The following is a 22,701-nucleotide window of genomic DNA, read 5'->3' as shown; positions in this document are numbered from 1 at the left end:
ACTAATTGCTTTTACCTGATTTCGATTCTGCAATTTTAGCTGCTAAACGAGCAACAAGTTTTGAGTTATAAGATGTTGCTTGTTCATTTGCTTTGCTTGCTTGTTCTACCTCATTTTCATTTAAAGTGTTTAAATTAAAATAAGGTGCCGAAGATGGAGGGACATTAGTAACCTTAATTAAAGTACTAGAAGTTACCCCACGAGGAAAGTTGCTTTCCTCGCGAATTTTTGAGTATTTATTAACTTCTTTTGGACGCGGAATCATGTCAATACACTTAACTGGGCAAGGTTCAACACAAAGTTTACATCCGGTACAGTAATCAGGAACAATTACATGGAGTAATTTTTTTGCCCCAATAATGGCATCTACAGGGCAAGCTTCAATGCAGTGTAAACAGCCAATACAGTCCTTTTCACGAATAATCGCAATTAGGTCTTCTGGTTCTTCCATTTTTCCCGCAGGAACTTCACGATCGAGAAGCTCTGCTAATTTAACAACAAGTTCCTGACCTCCAGGAACACATTTATTGATTTCATCACCGTTTGCTAAAGCTTTAGCATAGGGTAAACAACCAGGATAACCACATTGTCCACATTGAGTTTGAGGAAGAATAGCATCTATTTTTTCGACAATAGGATCTTCTTTTACGGCAAAGATCTTTTGGGCAATAGTGATAATTAAACCTATAGCTATAGCAAGAACGGCAAATATAATCGCTGTCCACAAAATAAACATTATTATTTACCTAATCCTGTAAAGCCCATAAAAGCAATTGCCATCAGGCCTATAGTAATTAAAGCAATAGGTACACCCTTAAAAATTACTGGCGTATTAGCACTGTTTAAGCGTTCACGAATTGAAGCGAATAAAACTAGTACTAAAGTAAAGCCTACTGCGGAGAAAAAGCCATTGAGAACTGACTGAAAAAGGGAAAAGTTGCTATTTAGGTTGAGTAGAGCAACCCCAAGAACCGCACAGTTGGTAGTAATTAGAGGTAAGAAAATCCCTAATACTTTATACAGACCTGGCGATACTTTTTTAAGCACCATTTCAGTTAGTTGCACAATTACCGCAATAATAAAAATAAAGGCGATTGTGGAAAGGTAAGTAGCGTTTAAAGGCGCAAGAATATAAGCTGCAATTAAATAACTAGTTAAAGAAGCTAGGGTTAAGACAAAAGTAGTTGCCATGCCCATACCTACAGCTGTATCTAGTTTTTGTGAAGTACCTACCACTGGACACAGACCAAGGAACTTAACTAGAACAAAGTTATTGATAAATACTGCAGCTATAATTGCATAGATAATAGTAAGCATAAGAAAAAAATAAATAATTAATTATGACTTGCAGATAATTTTTTTTAAGTGCTTTTGTCAATTCCCTAGAAACCTAAAAAGTAACTAGATGCACGTCGAAACTGACAAAAGAAGTTAAAAAAGCATATATTTATATTGCACTCAATATTGAGTGGGTTATAAACCCTATAATTATAGTGCAATCTTATTGTTTGTGCTATTTTTTATTATATTTTACATGCTTAATTTAGTTCTTATTAGACTAAAATGAGAATACGTCTAAATTAAAAAATAGGTACAACCAAACAAATAAGATCATAAGTAAAGCTCCAACTGTTGCAGTTGGAGCTTGTTGCTTATTTAGCAGCACGTAAAACGTTTAATAAAGTTTCAGTATCAGCTGCAAATTTCACAATACCTTCGGCAAGTTTAACAATTGCCATTTGGTCTTTATTGTGTTCCCAGTAGAATTGATCTTCGGTTAATGCTGGTAAGCGTTCTTCAGTTTTACCTTCGTATTGGTTAGTTAATTTAACTTCTAATTGACCTTGATCTGCTTCTAATTGCTCAAGAAGACCTGGTCCAATAGTTAAACGGTCACAACCTGCAAGGCTTTCAATTTCCCCAGTATTACGGAAGCTAGCTCCCATAATAATAGTATTGTAGCCATATTTTTTGTACCAATCGTAAATTGTTGATACTGAAATTACGCCAGGATCTTTATCACCTGCGTAGTCAGCTTGTGGGTTTTTCTCTTTGTAGAAGTCTAAAATACGACCTACAAACGGAGAAATTAAAGTTACATTAGCTTCAGCACATGCACGAGCTTGAGCAAAGCTAAATAATAAAGTTAAGTTACAGTGAATACCTTCTTTTTCAAGAATTTCTGCCGCTTTAATACCTGCCCAAGTTGAGGCAATTTTAATTAATACACGATCACGTGATAAACCACGCTCTTCGTATAGAGTAATTAGTTTACGTGCACGTTCTACAGTATTACGCAGGTTGTATGATTCACGACAGTCAACTTCTGTAGAAACATATCCTGGAACGATTTTTGAGATTTCATAACCAATAGCTACTGATAAGTAGTCTAAAGCGTTAGCATCCCAACGTGCAGGATCTTGTTTGTTGGCATAATCTGCCGCTTCGGCAATTAAGTGTTGGTATTCTGGTAATTTAGAAGCCGCTAAAATTAATGACGGGTTAGTAGTTGCGTCTTGAGGTTGGAATTTTTTAATTGAATTAATATCACCTGTATCAGCTACAACTACTGTTACTTTTTTTAATTGTTCGAGTTTATTAGTCATTTTGAGCAACCTTTTTTATTGAGGGAAACTACTTTGTCTGAATATTATAACATTTTTAAAGACAAAACATAAAAAACAGCATATTTATTTTTTTAAGTAAATTATCTTGAGCTTATTGCTTTTTCTTATCCTGCTTAGCTTCCCTAGTTAACTAAGGTGCTAGATTATGTAATATTTTTCACTAGTTTAGCTAAATTAGGTGAGATTGCTTTTTAAATTAAAATGCTCTCTTCTACTAAAAAATAAAAGATTTAGGTCTTACCTAAAATTAATTTTGGCGCAAATTTTTCTCCCGAAGATTTGATCTTTTGCTAAAATATAGGAAATGTTATTCATTCTTATTACGGAATTAAACACTTTATTTTTAATAAAAAAATTATTAATCACTCTAATTAATCACACCTATGCTTTTGCAAAATAAGTTATTAATCTTGCTCTTAGTGCTTTTAAGTGCAGGATCTTTATTCTTGGGAGTTAGTAGTGTTTCTTTAAGTGGTCTTTGGCAACTCAATTCCGAAGAGTGGGAAGTATTTACCATAAGTCGTATTCCTCGATTAATTTCAATTTTAATTACGGGATCGGGCTTAGCAATTTGTGGTTTAATTATGCAACAAATTGCCCAAAATAAATTTGTTTCCCCAACCACGGCAGGAACTATTTCTTGTGCCAAGCTAGGCATTTTAATTTCAATTGTAATTTTTCCTACCGCAGGACTTTTACTTAAAGCAGGCTTTGCGATAACTGTAGCATTTATAGGCTCGCTTATTTTTATGAAACTCTTACGGAGCTTAAAATTTACCGATATAATTCTCGTACCTTTAGTGGGGATAATGTTCGGAAAAATTATAGATGCCTTTACAGAGTTCTTTGCTTATAAGTATGACCTCTTACAAAGTTTTGCTGCTTGGTTACAAGGAGATTTTGCTTTAGTAATTGGCGGACGTTATGAAATTCTCTTCCTAAGTGTACCTTGTCTCATTCTTGCTTATTTATATGCCCATAAATTTGCTATAGCAGGGATGGGAGAAAGCAATGCCACGAGCTTAGGCATTAACTTTAAACAGGTAATGTTCTTAGGCATAGTTTTAGTTTCGGTAGTAACGGCAATTATTGTTGTAACTGCAGGATCTATTCCTTTTGTAGGTCTAATTGTGCCAAACATAGTTTCCTTAATTTATGGTGATAATCTCCGTAAAACTTTACCTTTAAATGCTTTATGGGGAGCAATTTTTGTTTTAATTTGTGACATTATTGCTCGAGCTGTAATCTATCCATTTGAGGTTTCAATTAGTTCGGTAGTTGGAACTATAGGTAGTATAGTTTTCATTTATTTAATTTATCGGAGATTCCGCCATGGTAAGTGACCTACGTCTCGAGCGTGAACGTGAACAAGCGAGAAACAAGCGTCGCTTAGTCTTTCTTGCAGGCTTGGCTCTGGGAGCAACCTTAGTTTTTCTCTTTTGGGGCTTCCCGCAATTTGGTGGCTTTATAATGCGCATGCGTTGGCAAGCTTTGGCTGGAATTCTCCTTACAGGAGCAGCTATAGGAGCTAGCTCTATGGTGTTCCAGGCTATAGTGCAAAACCGCATTATTACCCCAAGTATTCTGGGCTTAGATTCACTTTATGTTCTTATTCAAACGACAATTATTTTCTTTGCTGGTTCAACAACTTTAGCAAATTTTAATCAACTTTATCTCTTTTTAATCTCGGTAGGGGGGATGATCTTTTTCTCAGTGCTCCTCTTTAAGTTTATGTTAAGAAGAGAAAATCATAATGTGTTCTTTATTCTTCTCTTAGGTATAGTATTTGGTACTCTTTTTTCTAGTTTCAATACTTTCTTAGGTACTTTACTTGATCCAGGTGAGTTTCTTGCCTTACAGGCTATAGGTTATGCTAGTTTCCAAGCGATTAATACAAAAATTCTTGGCATAGCAAGTATCTTTCTCTGCGTTAGTTTAATTCTCATGTGGCGTTATGCTCGAGATTTAGAAATAATTAGCTTAGGCAGAGATGTAGCAGTTAACCTTGGCTTAAATTACTATGGCATGGTATGGCGTCTGCTTATTCTGGTAGTAATTTGTATTTCGGTATCTACGGCATTAGTTGGTCCTATAACCTTTTTAGGTTTATTAGTAATGAACCTCACCTTGCAGTATATTCCGACCTTTAAGTATCGAATTTTGCTTCCAGCCTGTATGTTTATGTCCATTGCCGTGTTAGTAATTGGGCAAATAATTGTGCAAAGAGTATTTAACTTTAGCTCTTCGATCTCAATTATTATTAACTTTATAGGTGGAGCTTATTTCTTAATCCTTCTTTTACGACAACAGAAAAAATGGTAATTTCAATTCAAAATCTAAGTAAAAAAATTGGACGACAAGAAATATTACATTCCATAAACTTAACTATTCCTCAAGGAAAGATAATTTCTTTCATTGGACCTAATGGAGCAGGTAAGTCTACTCTCTTGGGGTTAATAAGTCGTCTTGATATTCCGACTACGGGGACTGTAACCATAGATGGCGTAGATGTGCAGAAAACAAATTCCGAAGTTGTTGCTAAGCTTCTTGCTATTTTAAAGCAGTCAAACAATATTAATCTTCGCTTAACTATCGAAGATCTGGTTTCCTTTGGTCGTTATCCCTACTGCCAAGGAAAATTAAAGGACGAAGATAAAAAAATGGTTAATCAGGCTATAGATTACATGGGTTTAGACGACCTACGTTATAAATATCTTGATCAACTTTCAGGGGGACAAAAACAACGAGCTTATATTGCTATGGTATTAGCTCAAGATACTCCCTACGTTTTTTTAGATGAGCCTTTAAATAATCTCGACATGAAATACTCAGTGCAAATTATGTCGGTATTAAAAGACTTAGTTGAGAATCATGGCAAAACAGTTATTGTTGTTTTACATGATATTAACTTTGCTTCAGCATATAGTGATATTATCGTTGCTCTTAAAGAAGGCCAAGTAGTGTGTCAAGGTGAAGTTAAAGATATAATGACTCCAGAAAAACTGCACGAGCTCTATGATATTCATATAGATATTCACGAGCTTAATAATCAGTATGTGGCAACCTACTTTAAACCTAAAGCCAACTGTCCTTAAAGGCGGAGAAAAACTAAGGGAATTGCAAAGAAAATTTTGCTTATTTTTGCTAAACTTTGGTTATTTTATTGGTTTTACTTCTCAGGGAGTTGTGCGATTTTATCAAAAATATGTGAATATATAACTACTTCTTTAAGAAGTTTAAAATTACTCTAATTTTTATCATAGGATAAACTTATATGAATAAAGTTTTTAAATATGGTGTTGCTTTAGCAACAAGTTTATTTGCAATCAATTCTTACGCTGTAACTGTAGATTCACCTACAGGGAAGCAAGATGTACCAGATAATCCTCAACGTATTGTGGTATTAGACTTATCGATTGCTGATAACCTTTTAGCTTTAGGTCAACAACACCGTGTGGTAGGTATTGCAGATAGTAAATTCTTCCCTGCATATCTAAGTAAAGTTTATACTGATGCTAAATATAAAAATGTAGGTCTGTTAGTACAGCCTAATTTAGAAGCAATTGCTGAATTAAAACCTGATCTAATTGTTACTTCAGGTCGTCAAGCAAAATTCCTCGATCAATTAAAACAAATTGCTCCTGTGTATGTTGCAACTTTAGATGACACTAAGCAAAGTTACTCAATTGATGCTAATCTGCTAGCTGTGGGTAAATTTACAGGTCAAGAAGCAAAAGCTCAAGAATTAGCTAAAGATCTTGATGCTAAGATCGAAGCTTTAAATAAACTAGCGTCAGGTAAAAACGCATTAGTTCTTTTAACTAATGATCGTAAAATGTCAGGCTTTGGTCCTGAGAGCCGTTATAGCATCGTTTATAAAGACTTTGGTTTCAAACCAGCAGGTCAAATTGCCGATGCTAAAGGTCGTCACGGGGTTGAAGTAAGTTATGAGTTTATCCAAAAAACTAACCCACAATTTATTTTTGTGGTAGATCGTTCTGCAGCTTTAACAGATGCTAAAGATAATGCAAAAAACACTCTCAATAATCCTTTAGTAAACAGTACAGATGCAGCTAAAAATAATGCAATTGTTTACTTAGATTCAAAAGTTTGGTATTTAGCTTACGGTGGTTATTACTCAACAGTAGAAATGATCAACGAATTATCTAATGCAATTAAAAATGCAAAATAACGGAAAAAAGGGTCGTAGCTTTACGACCCTTTTTCTATGGTATAATTTTACTAAGTTGTTATCTCGAGTATAAAAAGATATGACCACATTACTTGCGATTATAGTTTTTTATCTCATAGGTTCTTTACCTAATGATAAATTGCTTAGTCATTTATTTAAGGTAAATGTGCTCGAGCTCTTAGAGCGTCGTCCCAATTACCTCATGTTTAATAATTTAACTAATGCTTGGGCTTTATTAGCCTTAGCCTTTACCGATTTTGCTAAAGGCATAGTTCCGCTTTATCTGGGCTATCGTCTAGGCTTTTCGAGCCTAGAATTAAGCTACTTGGTTATAGCTTTACTGCTAGGCCACTATTATTCTATTTTTAATTATTTTCGTGGGCGTCTGGGTATAGTAGTTTGTATTGCTCTCTATACTACCTTAGGCTGGTCAGTAATGCTGGTTGCTCTTGGTGCCTATATAGTTTTTTATTTACTTTTTGGTTATAGAGTAGTGGCAAATGCCCTGCTAGCCGTATTAATTCCGTTCTATGCCTACTGGCTCAATCCGACGTATATGATTCCCGTGGTAACTCTTTCTTGTATGATTATTTTACGTCATATAGGTTTATTAATTCGTACACGTTACGGCTATTATCTTCCAGATTGTAATGGTTTATTACAAAGACTCTACCGCGATAAAGACTTTTTAATCTAAGGCTTTAAGGTTTCCCTTAAAGCCTTACTTTTTTTATAAAAATCATTATTTTGCTCTTGCATTGTGAACAATTTTTTTGCATACTTATAAAGATTATGTTAAATTTGCCCAGCAAATAAAACTATTAGAGTTTTATCTAAAAAAGATAGCTTATTTTTAAACAAACTCTAAATAAAACGAGATAGTAGCATAACCTAGAGCAAAGTGTGCTACAATTAAATTTGTTATTTTTAATATACCAAAACGAGACTAATTGTGACAAATAAATATCACCATATCCATGAACAAGTACAAACTTTAAGTACTCTACTTGAAGAAACTGTCCGCGATACTGACGGACAAACAGTATTAGATATTTTAAACAAGATTTCTGATTATTCCCGTCAAGCTGGTATTGGTGATAAGAAGGCAGAAGAACAACTAGTAACTTTACTTGATATTATGAGCGATGATTTAATCATCCCTGTTGCCCGTTGTTTTTCACATCTTCTCAACTTTATCAATACTACCGAACAACATCAATTAACCAATAAATCGATTACAAGTAGTGAGGACGATTATGCTTTACGCAGTTTCGAAGCTCTACTTGTACGCTTAAAAGAGCAAGGCTTAACCTTTGCTCAAGTACGTCCTGCTTTAGAAAAACTCTTTATTGAGATAGTTTTAACGGCTCACCCTACTGAGGCAACCCGACGTTCGATTATTCAAAAACACAATGGTTTAGATGAATGTTTACGTCAACTTGACGCTCCGCACTTAAGCGAACTCGAAGAGCATACGGTTAAAGCACGTTTACGTCAGCTAATAGCTGCGACATGGCTTACCGATGAAATTCGTTCTATTCGCCCAACCCCTGTAGAAGAAGCTTCTTGGGCAATGAATACAATCGAAGATTCGCTTTGGAAAGCAGTGCCAGAATTTATTAAATCTTTAAACTTAAGCTGTGAAAAAGTTTTTGGGCAAAGCTTAGGTGAAGATTTCCAACCGTTAAAAATCTCTTCCTGGACAGGAGGAGACCGTGACGGTAATGCCTTTGTAACGCACAAGGTTACGCAAACGGTAATTAATACAGGACGAGCTCGCTTTGCTAAAATCATGATGGAAGACATACGTCGTCTTTCGCAAGAATTAACCATGCGTTCGGCAGATCCATATTTTAAACAAAAATATAATGTGGATTATGAGCCTTATCGTCAAGTATTACGTCTTTTACGTATGCGCTTAAAAGCGACTATGGACTTTTTTGAGGGCTTAATTACTTCTGATGATCAAGTAGTTTACCTCACGCAACAGCAAGCTCTTGAGCGTCAAACGCGCATGGAGTTATTTGATATAGATCACGATACAGACGTGGTTGATATTACCCCAGGCTTTTCACGCTCTTACCAAAAAGCGACGCAAAATCTTATTATGAATGATAATGATCTTTTAGAACCTCTCGAAGACATTTATCAATCTTTAGTGGTGCGCAACCAAAAAGAAATTGCTGACGGCTTTTTATTAGACTGTATTTATCGTGTGCGTACTTTTGGTGTAACTCTATTTAGACTAGATATACGTCAAGAGTCAGCGCGTCATAAAAAAGCAATTGCCGAGTTAGTAGAATTCTATGGTTTAGGTAACTACCTCGAGTGGAGCGAAGAAGAAAAAGTAGACTTTTTAACTAAAGAATTGTCTACGGCACGTCCACTTTTACCAAATCACTGGCAACCTACGCCAGAAACAGCTGAAGTTTTAGCCACTTGTAAACTAGTAGCACAACAACCAAAAGGAGTAATTAACTGCTATATTATTTCTATGGCAACTTGTGCTTCGGATGTGTTAGAAGTAAAACTTTTACTCAAACTTTACGATGAACCAAATAATATTGGCATAGCTCCTCTCTTTGAGACTCTAGATGACCTCGAACATGCTCCAGCGGTAATGCGTCGCTTATTTAGTAATGAATTCTATTACCAAATGATCGAAGGGCAACAAATGGTAATGGTTGGTTATTCAGACTCAGCCAAAGATGCAGGCTTTTTTGCAGCAGGTTGGGCACAATATAAAGCCCAAGAGAATTTAGTTGCTCTTGCCAAAGAATTTAAAGTTAAATTAACGCTATTCCACGGACGTGGGGGTACAATTGGACGTGGGGGTTCTCCTGCTCACGCGGCTCTCCTTTCGCAACCACCAGGCAGTCTTGAAGCGGGCTTACGTGTAACTGAACAAGGGGAAATGATTCGCTTTAAATTTGGTTTACCAGAAATAGCGCGCTTAAATTTAGATCTCTATGCTTCGGCAATTTGTGAATCTAATTTACTACCTCCTACCGCACCGAAAAAACAATGGCGTGATACCATGGAGCTTCTTTCTGATATTTCTTGTAAAGAGTATCGTCAAGTAGTTTTCCATACGCCTGATTTTATTCCTTATTTCCGTCAGGCAACTCCTGAAATTGAATTATCGAATTTAAATTTAGGTTCACGCGCTGCCAAACGTAATGTAAATGGCGGGGTAGAGTCGTTAAGAGCCATTCCATGGATCTTTGCTTGGACGCAAAACCGTTTAACTTTACCAACTTGGTTAGGTACAGGTTCGGCATTAAAAGAAGTTCTAGCTACCGAACAAGGGCGAGCAACAATTATTGAAATGATGCAAGCTTGGCCATTCTTCTCTACCCGTATTGGGATGTTAGAGATGGTGTTTTCTAAAGTAGATGTAGAAATTTCTGAACTTTACGAACGTAAGCTCGTAGAACCAAGATTACATTATCTAGGAGCTGATTTACGTGCTCGTGCTTTAGATAGTAAAGAAGTAATTATGTCTTTACACGGGGACAATAGTCATAACCTAATGCAAGATACCCCTTGGATTTATGAGTCAATTCAAAAACGTATTGCTTATACTTTACCATTACACTTACTACAAATAGAATTACTCTATCGTAGTCGTCGTGGTAGTATGGATCCAAGAATTATTAAAGCTTTAATGATAACTATAACTGGGGTTGCTGCAGGCATGCGCAATACAGGTTAAAAGAGCAAGGGGCAAAAGCCTCTTGCTTTTTTTTGTTTAGGGCAAAATAAAGTTAAGAATATAGGGGGATATTAGCGGGAAAATCCTGCAAAAATAGCAAAAATCTGCTATAATAGCAAGAGTTGTGCTCGCACTAATTTGAGCACAAATAATGCTTGTTTTAAAGATTTTATATTAACTGTTGATTAATAAATAATCACAGAGTTTTGAATGTATTAGGTAAAGTAATCCATGTCTGAATCGAATAACCAAAATCCTTCAGGTTTTAATGGAGAAGTTAAACCAATTAACATAGTTGATGAATTAAAGACTTCCTATTTAGACTATGCAATGTCTGTAATTATGAGCAGGGCATTGCCAGATGCTCGTGATGGTTTTAAACCTGTACACCGTCGTGTACTTTATGCAATGCATGAAGGAGGCAATACTCCAGATAAACCATTCGTGAAATCAGCAGAAATTGTGGGTAAAGTGATGGGGTTATACCACCCGCACGGTGACTATGCAATTTACGGCACTTTAGTACGTATGGCGCAAGACTTTAGTCTGCGTTATCCTCTTGTGCAAGGCCAAGGTAACTTTGGTGGTCGAGGCGATGAAGCTCCAGCGGCTATGCGTTATACCGAAGCCCGTATGAGCAATATAGCTCTAGAGCTTTTAAAAGATATTAAAAAGGATACAGTTGATTTTATTCCTAACTACTCGAATAAAACTACTGAACCTTTAGTACTACCAACTCGCTTACCAAATCTGCTTATAAACGGTTCAAGTGGGATTGCGGTGGGAATGGCAACTAATATTCCACCTCACAATTTAACCGAAGTTTTAAACGGTTGTATTGCTTACGTTGATAATCCAGAAATTAGCATAGACCAATTAATGGAATATATTCCCGCTCCAGATTTTCCAACGGGGGGAATTATTTTAGGTCGTGGTGGTATTCGTGAAGCTTATCATACAGGACGCGGTAAACTTTATTTGCGTGCGGTTTATAAAGTAAGCGAAGAAGCTCGAGTTAAACGTATTAATATCACCGAAATTCCATATCAAGTAAGTTATAACACGGTAATTGAACGTATTCATGATTTAATGAAAAATGATGAAATTCAAGGTATTACCGAAGTTCTTAACTTATCTAAAAATGATATTAATATCGAGTTAAGAATTCATAAGGACTATGATCCACATGTAATTATGAATCAACTGTTTGCTAAGACCCAACTGCAAAGCAGCATTTCCTTTAATATGCTCGCTTTAAACAAGGGTAAACCGCAAACTCTTAACTTAAAACAATTTATTAGCATTTTTATTGAGTTCCGTCGTGAAGTAATTACACGTCGTTGCGTGTTTGAACTTAAAGGAGCTCGTACTCGTGCTCATACTCTAGAGGCTTTAGCTATAGCTCTAGATAATATTGACGAAATTATTCACTTAATTCGTTCTTCAGCACGTCGTCAAGATGCTGCCCAAGCTTTATTAGCTCGCGGTTGGAATTGTAAAATTCTTAGTGCTATGCTCGAAAACCTTGAAGGTAACCCAGAAATTGCTCGTCCAGCAAATCTTGAAGAGCAATATGGCGTGAACCCTCAAGATGGTTTATATTACTTAAGCCCAGAGCAAGCTGATGATATTCTTTCCATGCAATTATCTCGCTTAACAGGTTTAGAGCAAGAGGTAATTACTAGCGAGTACCAAGATAAAGTAAGCGAAATTATTCGTTTAATTGGTATTTTAAATGATCCTGCTAAATTAACGGCAGTTTTACGTCAAGAGCTAATTGAAAGCCGTGACAATAATAAGCGTAAAGAAAATAATTACGATGCTCGTATTTCAGCAATTTCTGATGAAGCTATTTCTTTAGATGACGAAAGCTTTATTAATAAAGAAGACGTAGTAATTACTTACTCACGTGATTCTTACATTAAATACCAAGCTTTAAACGAATACCGCAGTCAATCGCGTGGTGGTCGTGGTCGTCAAGCTACGCAAGTTAAAGAAAACGATGAAATTGCAGAATTAGTAATAGGTAAAACTACTGACACTTTACTTTGCTTTACCAGTTTAGGACGCGTTTTCCAAATTAAAGTGTACAAGTTACCAAGAGCGACACAAGCTTCACGTGGACGTCCAATTAATAATTTCTTAAATCTGCAAGATGAAGAAAGAATTACTAATTTAATTGTTCTTGATGAAGATGCACAAGACGATGTAGAAAATAAATTCCTCTTCTTTGCTACTGAACAAGGTACAGTGAAGAAAACTCCACTCAAACAGTTTAGTAAAATCCGTGCGAATGGTCTTAAAGCCATTACTTTACGTAATACCGATATAGCAGCGGGCGAAGAAACGGAAAACGAAGAAGTTGAAGTGCTCGAGGCAGAAGATACGATTTTAGATAGTCATGATCTTCTTCCTGATCGCCTAGCTCAGGTAGTGGTAGTAGGAGAAAATGATCCTGTATACCTCTTCTCGCGTGCAGGTTATGTCGCAGCCTTTAATTCTGCAGTAGTTAGATCGCAAAGTCGTGTATCGCGTGGGGTACGTGGTATGCGTCTGCAAGAGGGTGATGACCGCATTATTGCTGTAATTGTACCAAAAAATGATGATCCAATTTTAACGGTAACTAATGGTGGTTTAGGTAAACGTACAGCTCTCTCAGAAGTTCCGCTTCGTACTAACCGTGGCTCTAAAGGGGTGCGTATGCATAAACTTTCAGAGCGTACAGGTAATGCTCTAGTAGGGGCTACGCAAATCAATGAGCAAGATCAATTAGCAATTATTACTGACGGCGGTAAACTAGTGCGTATAGATGCCGATGAAATTCGTCTAGTAGGACGTGCTTCATCTGGGGTTAAACTAGTTAACCTAGTTAACGGTGAGCAGGTTGCTTCTATTGAGCGAATTGTTGAGGGTAAAAGCATTGAAGCTGAAGACCTTTTAGCGGTTCAAGCTCACAAGCAAGCTGAGTTAGCTGATAACTCTAGTCCAGTTAAAAGTGCAGAACAAGTAGAACCTATTACAGGGGCTGCTTATGCTGAACAAGATGATGAAGAATAAGTTCCTCTCCATGAGGTAAAATAAAAACCTCAAATCAAACGATTTGAGGTTTTTTTTGGATTACATATGAAACAGGAAAACGTAGATTCAGCAGAAATTGCAAAATTTGCCAATATGGCAGGCGATTGGTGGTTACCTAATGGGAGCTTTAAACTAATTCACAAGTTAAATCCCTTACGCTTACAATATGTTATGCAACAAGCTGCTCAGCAACATCTTGGTGCCTTAGCTTATCAACCGATTTTAGATTTAGGTTGTGGAGCGGGTATACTTGCTGAGTCCCTAGCTCTCGAAGGAGCACAAGTGCTTGGCATAGATATGGCAAAAGAAGCTCTTGAAGCTGGACGTATTCATGCCCAAGGCATTGATAATTTAGAGTATCGTTGTGTTACAGCCGAACAACTGGCTAAAGAACTCCCTGAGCACTTTAAAATTATTTGCTGTATGGAAATGATTGAGCATGTGCCGAATTATGCTTCTATTGTTAGTTCTATTGCCCAAATGTTGCAACCAGGTGGTCTGGCAGTAATGTCGACTATCAATCGCACATGGCAAGCTCAATTGCAAATTATTGAGGCAGTAGAAAACTATTTACAATGGCTTCCACGGGGCACCCACGAGTATCAAAAATTTATTAAACCAAGCGAGCTAGTTAAAGTAGCCCAAGATCAAGGCTTAGAAGTTTTAGATATAGTCGGTTACAAATATAATATCTTTAAAGATCAGTTTTATCTTGATGCTGATGTGTCAGTAAACTATTTAATTACTTTTAAAAAGCGGTAGGCTATTGAGCCTCCCTTTTTTTTGGTGTAAACTATAAAAAACGTGAAACTCTCAATTTAAAAGGCTAGATAAAAGTGAAAAAAACAAATTTAAGTAAATGGCTAGTTGCTTTAAGTTTAACTTGGAGTGCAACTGCCTTAGCTGACTCAGATGTAACTGAATTAGCAAATGGGGATATAGTTTATTCAGCGCAGTGGAATAATGTAATTCCTGCTGGTACTAAACTAGCCAAAGTGCAATTTTTAACTCGTAATGCCAAAGAGAACCCAGCTACTATTGACCCTGGAAAACTCTCGGATTCTAACTCTATTAATGTTGCCCGTTCGCTCTTTGATACTTTAGTGCGTCAAGCTCCAGACGGTCGTTATGTCGGCGTAGCTGCTCAGTCTTGGGTGCAGTCAGCCGATGGTTTAACCTGGACCTTTAATTTACGCAAAAATGCTAAATGGTCAGACGGTAAGCCAGTAACTGCCCATGACTTTGTTTATGCTTGGCAACGTTTAGTTGATCCGCAAAATGGTTCGGTATACATAGACTATTTAGCCAATGCTAATGTAAAAAATGCAGCGCAAATTTCTGCTGGTCAGTTAGCTCCAAGTGCACTAGGAGTAGAAGCAAAAGATGACTATACTTTTGTGGTGCATTTATCTCAGGTAACGCCTTGGTTTACCCAGTTAGTTACTCTAGGGGTATTAGCTCCAGTGCGCGAAGATAAAATTAAGCAGTATGGCGATCAATGGACCCATCCACAAAACTTTGTTGGTAATGGACCTTATGTCCTTACCGAGAATATTATTAATGGGCATATTACTTTTGTAAAAAATCCAGATTACTGGGATGCTAAAAATGTTCTTATTGAAAAATCACAGTATATTTTTATGACCGATATTAATATGATTTACAATAAGTACTTAGCTAACGAAGTATTAACAGCAGATATTCCGCCGTCGATTTATAATAAAGTGCTCGAAGAACGACCTGATGAAGTTAAAGAATATATAGATCCTTTAACCTGGGCGTTATACTTTAATGTTAACGAAGTGCCTGATGTGCGAGTACGTCAAGCAATTAAATTGCTCATAGATAATCGCTATCTAACTAATGTTATTCTTAAAGCAGGGCAACCTACAAGTATTTTTACCCCAACATTTTTAGCAGACGGGCAATTAGCTACCGAAGAAGCTTATTTCTCACGCCCTTATGAAGAGAATGTTGAGCAGGCTATAGCTTTACTTAAAGAGGCAGGTTATACAGCATCTAAGCCATTTTCTTTTAAAATAGTAGCTCCTCGTGAACAACTAATGAATGTTACGCTAGTAGCAATTCAAGGTTGGTTACAACAAAAATCACAAGGCTTAGTAAAAATGGAAGCTACTATTACCGAGCGCAAGGTTTACGAAGATATAGTACAAAATAAAAACTACCAAGTGCGCTTAGGTTGGACGCGTGGCGACTACGATCAGGCTTCGGCATTTTACAATACTTTACTTTGTAATAATGGACAAAACTCAACTGCATGGTGTAGTGCCGAGTATGATAGTTTAGTTAATCAGGCAAATAACACTGTAGACCCAGAAAAACGTGCCCAACTTTATTCTCAGGCTAACAAGGTGATTCAAGAACAAACGCCAGTAGCACCAATTTACTTAAAAGGGGCTTACTTACTTAAATCTCCAGCTTTAGGTGGTTTAAGTCTTAAAGTAAAACGTCGCTTTTTACGTGACTACTATATAATTGATGCTCAAGTGGCTCCAACGAAAAAATAATCTTAATTTAGGGATTAGTATTCTGGTTTTTTAAAGAATAAAAGTAATAGGTAACTAAAATAAAAATTCTTAAAAAACCGTATTTTAAGAAAATAATTTATATTTTAGTATTGCTTTTGTTTTAAAATATGATATCTTATTATTAATTAAAGAGAGATATCTCAAAAAATCGCATATAACTTAAGGCCATTTTCAGAGCATGGGGTCTTAAGCATGTACGATTCGAAGATTAAGATTAGATTAGATAGATATTGTTTTTTTAAATTTGCGACTCCAAAGCAAATTTTTGGATTTTTTGATGGAAGCTTTTAGCTTCCATTTTTTTTGGACAAAAAAAGAGGAGGCCATGGGCCTCCTTTTTTTACATACGTTCTACCACATTTATACCTAAAAGTTTTAAGCCTTGCTCTAAAACCTTAGCTGTGTAGTTAATGAGGTTGATACGTGATTCTTGTAAATCTTTTTCTTCGGTTTTTTGGATATTAACATTTTCATAGAAACTATTGAAAATGCCAGATAATTCAAAGAGGTAAGTACAAATTAAATGTGGAGTTAATTGACTGCCTACTTTATCTAAAACATCAGCAAACTCTTGCAGTTTTAACACTAGATTACGTTCGTACGGGTTAGTAATTAATACTGCTTCTGTTGCAGGTAAAGTGTGACGACGTAAAATAGATTGAATACGAGCATAAGAGTACTGCATGTAAGGTGCAGTGTTACCTTCAAAAGAAATCATGCGATCCCAATCGAAAATGTAATCTGTAGCACGGTTTTTACTTAAATCAGCATACTTAATTGCCCCATAAGCGAGAGCATTTACGAGCTCTTGGCGTTCTTCGCCTGTAACATCACTATTACGAGCTTCAAGCAGAGCTTGCGTACGTTCTACAGCCTCATCAAGGAGATCATTTAATCTTACTACATCACCTGAACGAGATTTAAATGGTTTACCATCTTTGCCTAGCATCATACCAAAGCCAGCGTGCGTAACTTTTGTGCTCTCAGGAAGATAGCCCATTTTACGAGCAATAATCTCAATTTGCGCAAAGTGGTTCGCTTGACGCATATCTGTACAATAGATAATATTGTCTGCTTTAAAATGCTCAACACGGTATTTCATAGCAGCTAGGTCAGTAGTAGCATATAGGTAGCCACCGTCTGATTTACGTAAGATAACTCCTAGATCTTCGCCGTCTTTATTTTTAAATTCGCTTAAGTGAGCTACAACTGCACCTTGGTCAAGAGTAGCTACGCCTTGCTCTAGAGCTTGTTCTACCACTTCAGGAAGCATAGGGTTATACATAGACTCACCCATAATATCATCGTCAGTTAAAAGAACGCCTAAACGACGATAGGTACGGTTGTTTTGCGTCATAGTAATATCTACGAGCTGCTTCCACTTAGCATAATAGTGCGGATCACCACCTTGGAGTTTTACTACCAGGCTACGAGCATAAGTTTGGAATTCAGGATCTGCATCAAAACGTGCCTTAGCTGCACGATAGAAGCCATCAAGGTCTTCAATGCTTACGCCTGCTGCTTCAGGATCTTTTTCTACTTCTTCCATATAGGCCATGAGCATACCAAATTGGGTTCCCCAGTCACCTATGTGGTTTACTTTAGTTACCTTGTGACCTAAGAATTCGAGTACTCTCACTAAAGAGTCACCAATAATTGTTGTACGTAGGTGTCCTACGTGCATTTCTTTGGCAATATTTGGGGCAGAGTAGTCAATAACTATATTTTGTGCAGTTTGCGCTTGTAAATTAGCTTGTAAGTGAGAAATATTTGGTGTTAACTCAGCTAACCATACATCATTTAAGAAAAGGTTAACAAAGCCAGGACCTGCCACTTCTACTTTAGCAAATTCTTTACTGTGCTCTTGGGCAAAGTAGGTCGCAAAAGCTTGAGCTAACTCACGTGGGTTAGTGCCTAGAGTTTTTGCTAGAGGAAGTATGCCGTTTACTTGGTAGTCACCAAATTGAGCTGCTTTAGTAGCCTTAATAATTGCAGGATAACTTGTAGCTGGATCTAATTTACCTTGGCTATCTTGAGTACGAATAAATACGTTTAAGCTATCGGTAATAATATTTTCTAAGTGTTCGCGAAGAATGAATTTTGCCATAATAATTTTGCAAATTATTTAAAAAGTGTATATACAGGAGCGTGATCTGAAGGTTTATCCATACGACGGATTTCAAGGTCAATATCTGAATCAGCAACATGTTCGCTTAGCTCTTGCGAACACATAATTAAATCGATTCTTAGACCACGATTTTCTTCAATTCCTTTAGAGCGGTAATCAAACCACGAGTATTTGTCATCAATTTCAGGGTTAGCGATTCTAAAGGTATCAACAAGGCCAAGAGCATAGAGTTTATCCATCCATTCTCTTTCTTCTGGTTGAAACGAGCATTTACCCGTTCTTAACCAACGGCGTGCGTTAACTGCACCTATCCCTATATCTTTATCCGTAGGAGAGATATTATAGTCTCCCATAATAATGAGTTTATAACCCGCAGGAGTTTGTTTAATATACTCTACTAGATCAGCGTAGAATTTACGCTTAGCAGGGAATTTAACTTCATTGTTAATATTATCTCCTTGCGGGAAATAACCATTAATTACTCTGAGCTTCCCAAATGTTGGATGATTTATATCTATAGTAATTAAACGACGTTGTGCGTCTGGTGCATCACCTGGAAAACCATAGTACACTTGTTCTGGCTCGTATTTAGTGTAAATAGCTACGCCATAATGCGTTTTTTGTCCAAAGTGATAAATATGATAGTTTTCGGCTAACACCTCTTCAGGGTAGTCGTCCGAATGTACTTTAATTTCTTGTAAACCGATAATGTCGGGCTGGATTTGTTGGTCCACAGCGAGCAATTGCTCTAGGTGAGCGCGGACACTATTGATATTAAAACTAACAACTTTCATAGAAATAAAAACAGAAAAATTAGCTAAGTCCTGCGACCTAGCTAATTTTATTAATTAATCTAATGTCACAATGCGTACATCTTTAACGCCGTTTTCGGCAGCTGCTACTCGAGCTGCAGTTTCAGTTTGCGCTAAAGTAGCTTTAGAAAGTAGGTACACAATGCCATTTTGCGTAATTACCTTAATGCGACGTGCAGGTACATTACGGGTTAATACTAATTTAGATTTAACTACACTGGTAATAGTTGCATCAGAAACATTACCACTGACAGTTGGGTTAAACTGAGAGTTAACTTGAATTTGGTTAAGAATTTTTCCTACCCCATAAACTTGTTCAGCAACCTTAACAACATTATCTGCTAACTCTTGGTTTTGGGCTTGACCAATAAGAAGAGTAATGCCTTCCCAAACAACAGCAGTTATACGATGAGGAAAGCGTGAGCTTGGGTAAGCGTTTTCAATGCTTTGGTTAATATTTTGTTCCAGAGCTGAATCAGAAATAGTTGCTTGTTGTTGTGTTGTGGTAGTAGTTGTGGTAGTAGTTGCAGTGTTGTTATTAGAAGTTGTACAAGCTCCTAAAACAGCCGCTAAAGCTACTACAAGGGTAATTTTCTTTAACATACTATTCAATCCTTAGAAGAAAATTAGTTGATTTTAACAAATTCTCCGTTTACAACTTGGTAAACATTGTAGTAATTACTTACAATACAGTTGCGTCCAGGAGTAATAATGATTTTACCTGTTGCTCCATCAACGGTGAAGTTATTTACACTACGTAAAGCTGAGTAGTTTTGTGCCAGTTTAAAAGCGTCATAACCAAAAGCAAAGAGACGTTTTGCATTGTAGTTATTAGTATCTAAAGCACTTGAAGCGGCACGACCTAGGCTACTTTTTGCTTCAGCAATTACCGAAGATTCAGTAAAGTAGGTATTTTTTAAGTCAGCTAGCTTAGCTGGAGTTAAGCTTTCATCGTTAGTGCGATAGGTAGCAAAGGTTTTAATGGTGTTATCTGGATCTTCAAAACTTAAAGTTGAATTAAAAGTAACTAATTGTTCTGCCGAACCTAAGAATAATACTGCATCTGGTTTAGGCGTACGAGCAAGAAGATTTTTAACATTTTGCGTTAAGTCGCCATCATTAAATGTAATTACCGTTACATTTTGTTGTTTTAAAGTTAACCAGTTACGAGCAAACTCACTTGCAGCTCTTACCGAAGAAGAGGTGCCGTCTGAGAAAATAACTGGGTTATTAACTTTTAACTGGTTCATTACATTAGCAATGGTACTTGCTTGATCTTCAATGCCCATGCTGTAGTAACAAGCGCCAATATTATATGAACCTACTGAAGTAAGCATTATCTCAGGAGTAGTGAGGCGTAGTTGGTTAACTGCTACTACATCATCACGTAAAAGAGGTCCTAAGATAATATCAGCTTTACCGTCAGCATCTTGTACAGCCTGGGTTGCTGGAGTAGTTGTGGTATCTACATAGCTAACACGTACTCGATTACCCGCTTCTTTATTAGCTGTATTTATCCCCTGACGAACAGCTTCAGCTAAAGGACTATAAGTACCAGTTAGAGGCAGAAGTACTGTAACATTGTTATAGTTACTAGCGGCTGCCGATTGGCTTTGTTTAAATAGCGAAGGTTTAGTATTTATTGCAGGGTTATTAGTGCCACTATAAGTATTTGCCCAGTTATTATAAGCACGAGCTAGTTCATCAGCATTATTACTGTTTTCTACCGCAATTTGAGCAAGGCTATACCAAGCTGCATTTGTTGGTGAACTTGCAGTTGTAGTTAGGTTACTTAAAGTAGTTACAGGAATACGGGTTAATTGGCTTAAAGTAGAGTCAATTAAAGTTTGTTGATCAGCAGTATTTAGACTACTAAATACTGAGTTAGCTGTATCTAAACCTAAGTCATATTGACTATTACTAAAAGCTTTAACTATTTCTACTTGAGCTGCACTTAGTTTTTGGTTAATGCTAATTTGACTTAAGTCAACATTAGGAGTGTTGTTAATTAACTCTTGGTCGTTAGTTAACTGACCTAAGCGTGTTGCTAAGTAGTTATATTGTGAATTTTGACGAGCATCAGTTGAAGTAGCAAAGTTCTTTAAGTAGTATTTTGCAGCTTCGTATTTGTTTTCATTAGTTAAACGAGCTACAAGTTGTAAAATAACTTCATTACGAACATAAGCATTGCTACTTGAGTTGTAAATGCTTACTAAGCGATCTGTGCTAATATTGTTTGATTGTTGGATTTGCGCCACTAATGCTTTTTCACTTTCAGTTAGAGAGCTATAGCTTGCAGTAGTTTGAGATTCTGAAGAAGATTGTGAACCACCACCAATATTAAATGAGGTTGTACATGAAGCTAAAGCAAGAGCTAAGGCTGCAAGATTGACATACTTAAGTGAATTGTTCATATGTTGTTGTATCTATAAAAGCGGTATAAAAAATAAAGACATAAGCTAGTACATTATACCAAATTTTCTTAGACAAAACGGTAAAATCTATGTGACAAAAACGCAAAAAGCATGCAGAAGTTCTGCATGCTTTAGCTTATTATCTGATAATCGGAATAGGATTGTTGAGGGAAGCGAAAAAGCCTTTTTGTGAACGGATAGAAATTGCATAGTTGAAGTAACCAAGAATTTCTTTAGCTTTCTCTACTTGACCATTATTATAGTAGTTAGCTGCTAATTGTAAAACAGCCGCATTACGAACTAGGTAAAAGTCTTTACCCATAACAATTTTTTCAAGTTCTGCGTTAGAGTATTTACCTGAAGCAATGTCTTGCATTTTAACTTGTTCTTGTTCGCTCACACGCATTTCTACATAACCGTAGATATCTGGAGAGCTCACAGCATAGTAACGATCGTTGTTATAATCGTGAACTACCGCGTAATTTTGTTCGTTTAATAAGTTCTCTGCAGTTGATTTAGCTACGCCACCAGCACAACTTGTTAAGAGAACACTCAAAAAGCCAATGCACACAATTTGCCAAATGTGCTTGTAAGATTTATATAAGTTTCTCATACATACCATTAGGATGATCAGTCCTAATTTATCAATCGAAAAATTCGGGTTGCCGAATTTTATTTCCATAATAATATAATGTTTTGCGCCAACAAAACACTACGCCTCTATATATACTTTGCCTTAATGCAAAGTACTGCGAGAAAAGTTAAAAGGAGTTAAATAAGTCGACTCTAAGCATTCGCTACGCCAATAGCAAATAGTTAAAGAGGATGAGGAATATTGTCATACGCCAATATGATAATAAGTTCCTCTAATCATGTATATCCTGACTTAAGATTATACTTTTTCAATTTTTCTCTAAGGTTCTCAGTAACCATTAGTTATCTCAAAACCTACATCCATATTATACAAGATAAAAAAGAAAAAAAGAATATTTTAGCAAAAATTTTATATTTTTCCGATGCCTTACTTCCTTATTTATCAATGTTTTAGCAAACATTAACCCACTTTTATTTTGTGGAAATTATCGATTAGGTATATCTAAATATAAAATTTTTGCCTAATTATTTTTCTAATTTAGCGCCAAAAAAAGCTTCTTGCGTTAGCAAGAAGCTTAGGGGAATATTTAAT

Annotated in this window: 17 protein-coding genes; 9 read left to right on the top strand and 8 right to left on the bottom strand. The window is 36.4% G+C overall.

The genetic code is table 11. The annotated features are described in order from the left end of the window. Position 1: 1 nt before the first annotated feature. From rsxB to tal, 3 genes are all read right to left on the bottom strand, one after another. The gene (gene rsxB / locus CJP74_RS01105; RefSeq protein ID WP_245958026.1) at positions 2-736 is read right to left on the bottom strand and encodes an electron transport complex subunit RsxB; all 735 of its coding nucleotides are present in this window, start codon (positions 734-736) and stop codon (positions 2-4) included. 2 nt (positions 737-738) lie between these two features. After that, positions 739-1,317, bottom strand: coding sequence for an electron transport complex subunit RsxA (rsxA, locus tag CJP74_RS01100; RefSeq protein ID WP_119496434.1), 579 nt, complete (start codon positions 1,315-1,317; stop codon positions 739-741). A 335-nt stretch (positions 1,318-1,652) separates the two neighbouring features. Next, positions 1,653-2,606, bottom strand: a complete 954-nt coding sequence (gene tal / locus CJP74_RS01095) for a transaldolase (protein WP_119496433.1) — start codon at positions 2,604-2,606, stop codon at positions 1,653-1,655. A gap of 440 nt (positions 2,607-3,046) precedes the next feature. On the opposite strand from tal, the gene CJP74_RS01090 reads away from it, so the two are divergent. The 9 genes from CJP74_RS01090 to CJP74_RS01050 all read left to right on the top strand — a co-directional run bounded on the left by CJP74_RS01090 (position 3,047) and on the right by CJP74_RS01050 (position 16,140). After that, a complete protein-coding gene (locus CJP74_RS01090) occupies positions 3,047-3,970 on the top strand; it encodes an ABC transporter permease (RefSeq protein WP_345788747.1) in 924 nt (307 codons plus the stop codon). Then, a complete protein-coding gene (locus CJP74_RS01085) occupies positions 3,960-4,949 on the top strand; it encodes an iron chelate uptake ABC transporter family permease subunit (RefSeq protein WP_119496431.1) in 990 nt (329 codons plus the stop codon). Before CJP74_RS01090 ends, CJP74_RS01085 begins: the two co-directional genes overlap by 11 nt. Further along, entirely contained in the window at positions 4,943-5,722 is a 780-nt protein-coding gene (locus CJP74_RS01080; RefSeq protein ID WP_119496430.1) for an iron ABC transporter ATP-binding protein, read from the top strand. The genes CJP74_RS01085 and CJP74_RS01080 overlap by 7 nt, the downstream gene beginning before the upstream one ends. A gap of 179 nt (positions 5,723-5,901) precedes the next feature. Next, complete coding sequence (locus tag CJP74_RS01075) at positions 5,902-6,819, top strand: siderophore ABC transporter substrate-binding protein (protein WP_119496429.1); 918 nt, start codon at positions 5,902-5,904, stop codon at positions 6,817-6,819. Positions 6,820-6,898: 79 nt separating this feature from the next. Next, complete coding sequence (locus CJP74_RS01070; RefSeq protein ID WP_119496428.1) at positions 6,899-7,516, top strand: glycerol-3-phosphate acyltransferase; 618 nt, start codon at positions 6,899-6,901, stop codon at positions 7,514-7,516. Positions 7,517-7,771: 255 nt separating this feature from the next. Next, a complete protein-coding gene (gene ppc / locus CJP74_RS01065; RefSeq protein ID WP_245958025.1) occupies positions 7,772-10,534 on the top strand; it encodes a phosphoenolpyruvate carboxylase in 2,763 nt (920 codons plus the stop codon). Between the two features lie 231 nt (positions 10,535-10,765). Continuing rightward, on the top strand, positions 10,766-13,591 hold the full coding sequence (gyrA, locus tag CJP74_RS01060) for a DNA gyrase subunit A (protein WP_119496427.1): 2,826 nt from the start codon (positions 10,766-10,768) through the stop codon (positions 13,589-13,591). A 66-nt stretch (positions 13,592-13,657) separates the two neighbouring features. Beyond that, positions 13,658-14,374, top strand: coding sequence for a bifunctional 2-polyprenyl-6-hydroxyphenol methylase/3-demethylubiquinol 3-O-methyltransferase UbiG (gene ubiG, locus CJP74_RS01055; protein WP_119496426.1), 717 nt, complete (start codon positions 13,658-13,660; stop codon positions 14,372-14,374). Positions 14,375-14,448: 74 nt separating this feature from the next. Next, entirely contained in the window at positions 14,449-16,140 is a 1,692-nt protein-coding gene (locus CJP74_RS01050; RefSeq protein ID WP_222986816.1) for a peptide ABC transporter substrate-binding protein, read from the top strand. 361 nt (positions 16,141-16,501) lie between these two features. Here the strand turns inward: CJP74_RS01050 and argS are convergent, their stop codons facing one another. The 5 genes from argS to CJP74_RS01025 form a co-directional block, all read right to left on the bottom strand. Continuing rightward, positions 16,502-18,268, bottom strand: a complete 1,767-nt coding sequence (gene argS, locus CJP74_RS01045) for an arginine--tRNA ligase (RefSeq protein WP_119496424.1) — start codon at positions 18,266-18,268, stop codon at positions 16,502-16,504. 14 nt (positions 18,269-18,282) lie between these two features. Further along, a complete protein-coding gene (gene xthA, locus CJP74_RS01040) occupies positions 18,283-19,083 on the bottom strand; it encodes an exodeoxyribonuclease III (RefSeq protein WP_119496423.1) in 801 nt (266 codons plus the stop codon). A gap of 54 nt (positions 19,084-19,137) precedes the next feature. Next, on the bottom strand, positions 19,138-19,704 hold the full coding sequence (locus CJP74_RS01035) for a BON domain-containing protein (protein ID WP_119496422.1): 567 nt from the start codon (positions 19,702-19,704) through the stop codon (positions 19,138-19,140). Between the two features lie 23 nt (positions 19,705-19,727). Then, positions 19,728-21,515, bottom strand: coding sequence for a penicillin-binding protein activator (locus tag CJP74_RS01030; protein ID WP_119496421.1), 1,788 nt, complete (start codon positions 21,513-21,515; stop codon positions 19,728-19,730). A 139-nt stretch (positions 21,516-21,654) separates the two neighbouring features. Continuing rightward, entirely contained in the window at positions 21,655-22,128 is a 474-nt protein-coding gene (locus tag CJP74_RS01025) for a hypothetical protein (protein ID WP_119496420.1), read from the bottom strand. Between the last annotated feature and the right edge of the window lie 573 nt (positions 22,129-22,701).

It is taken from the genome of Psittacicella melopsittaci (assembly GCF_003585925.1).
GTDB lineage: Bacteria > Pseudomonadota > Gammaproteobacteria > Enterobacterales > Psittacicellaceae > Psittacicella > Psittacicella melopsittaci.
Note: the sequence above shows the minus strand (reverse complement) of the source record. Positions and strands in the feature narration are given on the sequence as shown.